We start from the raw sequence: 6,622 nt of genomic DNA, 5'->3' as shown, positions 1-6,622 counted from the left end.
CCCCATACCCTTGTTGATATCCCTTCTTGGCTCTATAATCTCCCGTTTCTTCTCTTTTGTTAAGCCATAAGTTTATTGTATTTCGACTAATGTTGAAGATTTTACTAGCTTGGTTTTTTCCCATCCCTCTATCTATTGCCCCTATTACTTATATTCTCACGTCGTAACTGTAGGGAGCGGGCATTTTTTTCTCCTGTTCACTCCTTTCTATTATTTCCTAACCCTTGCTTCGCTTGCTATAACAGCTGTTTGTTAAGTCACACAGCCTTTAGCAGCCGCTGATTGCAACTGTCAAACCACTTAATCTTTAGTGGAAACACAACCGAAAGGTGATGAGTGGGAATTCAGCACCGAGTTAAATAAATCTGAGTTTGCCCTGGATGAATGAAGCCTTATATTTGAAAGCTGTGCAATCATCTCTGCACGGGATGAAACCTCAAGCTTACGGAACATTCGCTTTAAAGCTTGCTTCACGGAATTTTCAGTAATCCAAAGTTGATTGCCAATTTCCGCGTTGGTTTGCCCCAACGCCACCAATTCTGCAATTTGCAACTCACGAGCTGTTAAACGTTCGGCTTTGCCGTTCTGAAGGAAACCGCTATTAAACGGTTGGTGCTGTGACTTTCCTGCAAAAATGCTTTGTGAATCCACTGTTGCAACCCAACTCGATAAGTGCAGGCAGATGGCACCTAAATCGACTAGATTTTCGCTATCAAAGGCAGGCATTATTTTGTCACGTGTGTAGCCGACTACACCCACGATTTGACCGTGATTGATGATAGGTCCTGCCATCACATGCCAGTGATCTGGACGAGGACAGATTAATTTCCAAGTCTTGGGGGTTGTCACTAATGCTTCGTGAACCGGAGCATAGCGCTCTGCTAAATAACGCGCCACAGGATTATGCTCGATTGAGAGTGCAATTTTCAAGATTTTCTGAAAATTGCGATCGCTTAAGGGCAGTTGGTTAAAGAAAAAAAATTGCCCATCGTTTCGCTGCAAAATATTCACCAATTTTTGGCGCGATTTGCGATCGCAGGTCGGATTTGCTATGGGTTTGGCGAATCGCTGACAACAGAGGCTCTAAGGAACTTGTCATACGTGAAGGGGTTAAAGTGTACCCGATCGAGGTCTAGAAGCATTAAGGCGCTCAGCCTATATTAGCTTTAATCTCAATAATCCCCTGATATGACTATCAATCCAGAAATCGATCGCACTTCTATCCGCGCGATGCAGGTCGGCTTTTATGCGACTTCAGTCATCTTTAACCTATGCTTGATTACTCAATTATTGACAGTCGGAATCGCCTACTTTATTAGTCCTGCATGGTGGAATATTCACGTTTGGCTAGTCCGAGGATATGGTGGACTGTCATTAGTATTACTAGGATGGTCATTTTTCACCCCATTTCCACCTCAAATACAACGCCTCACTGCGAGTCTACCCGTGCTGCTGGCACTACAGTTTGTCAGCATTCATCTCAAGAGTCCTTTGCACCTAGAGATACTACACCCTTTGATAGGATTTTCGTTACTCTACCTACGTTTCTTCAAGCCTTGTCCATCGTGTATGGCGCAGCCTATCGCTCAATCATCGGCATAATGAACAAGTTTAAGAGGTAGAGATGACACAAGAGGCAATCTTTAGTCCCTTTTTTGCAACACTGTTTCTGACACTCCTAGTCTGGGTGTATATGTACATTCGTCGGATCGGTTTTATCAAAAGCCAGAAGATCCGTCCGCAAGACCTTGTTGCATCTAGCACACCCGCACAAATCTGGCCGCGAAACGTATCCAATCCATCAGATAACCTAAAAAATCTGTTCGAGATTCCGGTACTTTTCTATGCGCTCGTACTCTACCTTTTCGTCACAAAACAAGTAGAGATAGTGTACGTAACCGCTGCGTGGATCTTCGTTGGGTTTCGCGGATTGCATAGCGCCGTCCACTGTACATTCAATCTCGTTACGCTTCGGTTCTACCTCTATCTGTTCGCTACCCTCTCGGTTTGGTTCATCGCGTTCCGCGCCGCCCTTACTTACTTTGGCGCGTAGGTATGCTTTCATAAATTTGCGTCATTTATTCAGCCACTTGGGTTGAGACGTGCGATCGATCCCAGACATCAAATTGAGATTGGAACAATCATGTAAACGGTGGACAAACTCTGGATGTGCGAATCGAGCAATCATCTCCTAATCCGTCAAATCCGACTGAAAAAATCGCCCTCTAGGAGAAGAAAAAGCGATCGCATTCTCACGATAACTGAATGTGAAATATGCGATCGCGAAGCGCCGACTTTGTCGGTTCGCCCATTAGAATCCCGATCCCAACCACTTGGCAAAATTGTGTTTTTGGGCGTCGTCAGGAGACTCCACTGGCACAATTTTGTAAGCACTTGGGCGCGGATCTGCTAACGTCACCAGTGGCATCCGAAGTTCATCTTGATGGAAAACCGTTACCTGAATCGTATTACCCGGTTGGTAGTCTTTCAAGCGATCGCTCAAAGAAAGCGCCGTCACTCGGAAGCCGTCAATTGCTAGCAATTCATCTCCCGCATCAATTCCTGCTAACTGCGCTGGAGAACCCGCTTCGACAAATTTGATCGCCTCGCGCCCATTCTCCGTCTTCGCCGTCACACCGAGAAAAGGAACGGGTTCCTCTTCCTCAACCACCAACCGCAAGCCAAAGGGTTTCAGGTACTCGTCAAAGGGCAACTCCTCGGTTCCATCAACGTAGCGCTTAAAGAAGTCACTCAAATCCGTTTCAGCCACCGATTCTATGACTTGCTGCAATTGTTCTGGAGTAAAGCCCGTTTCCGGCTGTCCAAACTGCTGCCACATTTGCCGCATCACATCATCGAGCGATCGCTGATTGCTATGACGCCCTCGAATCAGTAAATCCAGCAAAAAGGATACCATCGCCCCTTTCAGATAGTAGGAAATCTGGGAATTCCCACTATTGGCATCCGGTCGGTACAGCTTAATCCAGGCATCAAAACTCGATTCACTCGCCGGTTGCACCAGCCGCCCTGGTGTCGTTTGTAACCGCGAGATTTCCTTGCCTAACTCCTTCAAGAAAGACTTTGCATCATAGATTCCCGCTCGGAACGGAATCGCTAAGTCGTAATAACTGGTCGTCCCCTCACTAAACCACAGAGAAGGGGTATAGTTTTCCCCAGTATAATCAAACACTTCCAATCCTTTGGGACGGATGCGCTTCACGTTCCACAGGTGAAAGAACTCGTGGGCGACCAGCTGCATAAAGCGATTGTACTTCTCGCGATCGCGGAAACCAAAGCGATTGTAATTCAACGTGCAAGCATTCTTGTGTTCCAAACCTCCAGCACCCGTGGAAGCTAAATGCAACAGAAACACATATCGGTCATAAGGTAAACCTCCAAATATCTGGGATTCCACCCCAATAATTTTCTGCGTGTCCTCAATAATCCGCTCTGGTTCGGCGTTCCCCTGTCCCCAGATGGCTAACTCATGAGCTTTTCCCAAAACTTCAAAATGATACAACTGGTGGCAACCAATCTCAAAAGGACTATCCACCAGCGTGTCAAAATCGGGCGCTTGGAAGGTGTTCGCTTGCCCATCCGCCGTGGGTAATGGAGTTGTGACGCGCCATTCGGGTTTGGGCGGCACAATCGTCACTAGAATGGGTTGTTTTTCAAATTCGGGTATATAAAATAACAGAGCAGCACTGTTAAAATAACCGTGAGTCCCGTCCAAATGATTGGTTCGCACTGTTAGTTCATTGGCAAACATTCGGTAACGCACCGTAACTTCCGACACACCGTTTGTCTCTATTTGCCAGTGATTTTTGCTAAGCTTGCGCCACGCTAAAGGTTGTTCGCTGGAATCAGCCGAAAAATCTTGCAAATGTTTAGAATACTCGCGCACCAAGTAGGAACCAGGAGTCCAAACGGGCAATTTTAAATCGAGAATCGGTGACTGCCAGTTTTGTACGGTAAAAGTTACGTCAAAAAGATGCGATTCCGGCTCCCGTATCGCCACCTGGTAATGAATTTTTGGTGCGGTATTGGATAAGCGATCGCGGCGAACAACTGTTGCTTCTGTCATTTTTAGCTTTTATCAATCGTAGATATCCACTAATTTAACTAGCAATTTTTGGTCAGTGGTTAGCCGGTAGTCAGAAATTCGGTTTTCAATTAGTAGAGATAAGGATTAACGACATAAGTCCTAAATGATTCGCGCAGGGGAGATCCTCAACTTCGCGAGAGAAGCCAGGGATCTGAACATCTGGAATCTCACAACTAAACTCGTCCGGCTAGATGTGTTAGCTGCTTGATGTTGAGAAGATGGAGCGTCTCCTGCGCCGGATCGATTTTAATCCAACCTTTACTTTCCAGTTTCTCGATAATTTTGCTAGTGTCTTCAACACCAATATCTGTAACGTTAGCCAAATCTTTAGAAGGAATATTATAGATTTCCATTCCTTTTTCAGTGGCTTCACCATAGTTTTCTCCCAAAGCAATCAGCGTGTTCGCTAATTTTACGGCTGGGGGTTGATGACGCATTTGAAAGCGGAGGTTCGTTTGGCGCAGACGCTTCACCATCAGTTGCAGCATCCGGTGGTGCAACTGTGGATCTTTGAAGAGGGTTTGAATGAAGCGTTGGGCAGAGACGCTGAGCAATTCTACAGGTGAGAGGGCAATCACATCGGTTGAGCGGGGAGATTCATCAAGAATTGCCATTTCCCCAAAAAAATCACCTTTGCCCAAGATTGCTAGGGTAACGACATTCTCCCCAGAGAGTCGTCGGACTTTCACCCAACCCGACACGACAAAATAAACTGCGTTGCCCCAAGCGTCTTCCATCAAAACCGCTCTGTCTGATGGGTACTCGTGCTCGACTGCGACAGACAAAAGCCATTCTAATGTCTCTGGAGCGGCAGTGTTAAAGAGGGGAAACAGCTCAGAAAAAGCTTTGGTCTGCATGAAAGGAAGTGTGAACTATAAAGTATGAATTATCAAGTTTAAAGTTTGAACGAGCAAGTCTGGAAAATACGATTATCTAAGCCGGGATATTCGTCGATTTATCCTTTATGATTTATCCTACCCTACTGCAACGGGTGCGAATTCGTTCGTGCAGGCTAAGGCAATCGGTGGCACATTACAGCCTTGATTTCATCCATCGCTTCAGCGATCGCGATCTGCCTCTTTCTTAGAGCATTCATGCTTTTTTCTTCAGCTGTCAGGCAAGACGCTGGTTACTCCTACGCTCTTCATTACATCACAGATGAGCCATATTGTCCTTTGACTTAGCATCAAGGTTCGCGCGATCGCTGGGCATTCGTTTGAGTCCTTCCAGTTGTTGCTCGATGCTCGTAAGCAAGTGATGCACGGCTGGCAGGGCTTCTATCTGAGCTGGGTTTAGGGCGGGATGAGATGAAGCACGGAGAACTGGGTCTGAGGCGCTGGCATGGCATATCTGATTCATCTTGCGCTGGAGTTTCTGGGCAAGATTTAAAGCTTCCCCCCAGAGATTTTCTAGTTGCTGCTGCTGATAAGCTCTCAAAGCTTCTCCGCGAAACACTTGCATAACTGCCTCATCTCCGTACTCACCAGGGATGATTTGCAAGCGCAGTAACAGATGATTGTGCTGATAGCATCGCTCAATCTCCACCACTTTGGTTTGTTCGACTGGCATTAATTGCAGATTTCCGATTCGCTTTAGCTCGTCGATGACTCCTTGAAGTATGGGTAGCGCCAATCCTGGGATCGCAAACTGCAAGACATTGTTTCGACTACAGAGAATGTTTCCTTCATAGAGCTGTCGTTCGCAATCCAGCCGATCGATGGTTCCATTCAGCACCCGCTTTAACAATTCTTTTAACATCTGCTGGGGTGGTAGGGCTGCCAGATTAGCAGTGAAACCAGATAAGTGATGCTGCGATCGCTCTTGCCATTGGGGGGAGGGATCGCCAGCGGGTGAAACTGTGGCGTTGCGCTTCACTTGCGGCGATTTTCTCAAAGGTTTTTCTGGAGCTGGTTGCGGCACTTGAGTGTTGGGGCGATCTGCCTCCACTTCGACCAGTTCTTCCGGACTATCGACAATCAGAGTTGGGAGGGTTTGCCGTTCTATCGGATCGGAATTTTTGCTTGGGCTTTCTCGATCTGGCTGCGTGTCTAAGTGTCCAGTTGCCGGCGTGGGCGGTTCGGTATGGGCTTGTTGTTTGCCGATGCCCGTATTGTGTTTCAAGTACGCGCTGAGGATTGCCTGGAGAGCGTCAGCGGCTATCGGCTGGGTTTCTAACGAGTAGTTTTGATAAGTTAGGATACGACGGACATAATCCAACGAGACTGTGTCTGTTGGATTTACCATGCCCAGTTTCAGGCAGGTGCCTTCTAAGGTGATGGGCAAAATTTGATAGTACAGACAGGCTTCAAAGGGCAGGAGCTTGTCAATCAATCTAAACATTTGATTTGCATCTATCAGAGCCACTCAGAAAAGAAGTGGAGAGGGTATCAGCACCAGTAGTAATCACCAGCCGCAGCTTGGTTACTCCGAGTGCGGTCATGGCGAGTTACAGAACTTGAATTGTGAATATCCTAGATGCCCCTGCGATCGAGTTTCAGCTATTATCTAGCACATTGT

At 46.8% G+C, this 6,622-nt stretch carries 4 protein-coding genes and 3 pseudogenes; 2 read left to right on the top strand and 5 right to left on the bottom strand.

Features of this window, described 5'->3' with window-relative positions; all coding sequences use genetic code 11:
* Nucleotides 1-145: pseudogene (locus NC996_RS25755) on the bottom strand (IS630 family transposase); the annotation flags it as partial.
* Nucleotides 146-300: 155 nt separating this feature from the next.
* Nucleotides 301-1,099: pseudogene (locus tag NC996_RS25750) on the bottom strand (LuxR C-terminal-related transcriptional regulator).
* An 89-nt stretch (nucleotides 1,100-1,188) separates the two neighbouring features.
* On the opposite strand from NC996_RS25750, the pseudogene NC996_RS25745 reads away from it, so the two are divergent.
* Nucleotides 1,189-1,615: pseudogene (locus NC996_RS25745) on the top strand (DUF6220 domain-containing protein).
* 9 nt (nucleotides 1,616-1,624) lie between these two features.
* On the top strand, nucleotides 1,625-2,053 hold the full coding sequence (locus NC996_RS25740) for an MAPEG family protein (protein ID WP_190687145.1): 429 nt from the start codon (nucleotides 1,625-1,627) through the stop codon (nucleotides 2,051-2,053).
* 258 nt (nucleotides 2,054-2,311) lie between these two features.
* Here NC996_RS25740 and NC996_RS25735 read toward each other — a convergent pair whose 3' ends face one another.
* The 3 genes from NC996_RS25735 to NC996_RS25725 all read right to left on the bottom strand — a co-directional run bounded on the left by NC996_RS25735 (nucleotide 2,312) and on the right by NC996_RS25725 (nucleotide 6,445).
* On the bottom strand, nucleotides 2,312-4,084 hold the full coding sequence (locus tag NC996_RS25735) for a M61 family metallopeptidase (RefSeq protein WP_190687142.1): 1,773 nt from the start codon (nucleotides 4,082-4,084) through the stop codon (nucleotides 2,312-2,314).
* Between the two features lie 194 nt (nucleotides 4,085-4,278).
* Nucleotides 4,279-4,962, bottom strand: coding sequence for a Crp/Fnr family transcriptional regulator (locus NC996_RS25730; protein WP_190429039.1), 684 nt, complete (start codon nucleotides 4,960-4,962; stop codon nucleotides 4,279-4,281).
* Nucleotides 4,963-5,257: 295 nt separating this feature from the next.
* On the bottom strand, nucleotides 5,258-6,445 hold the full coding sequence (locus tag NC996_RS25725; protein ID WP_190687140.1) for a hypothetical protein: 1,188 nt from the start codon (nucleotides 6,443-6,445) through the stop codon (nucleotides 5,258-5,260).
* Nucleotides 6,446-6,622: the final 177 nt, after the last annotated feature.

It is taken from the genome of Trichocoleus sp. ST-U2 (assembly GCF_039961875.1).
In the GTDB taxonomy this organism is placed as follows: domain Bacteria; phylum Cyanobacteriota; class Cyanobacteriia; order Cyanobacteriales; family FACHB-T130; genus FACHB-T130.
This window is presented reverse-complemented; position numbering and strand designations above follow the sequence as displayed.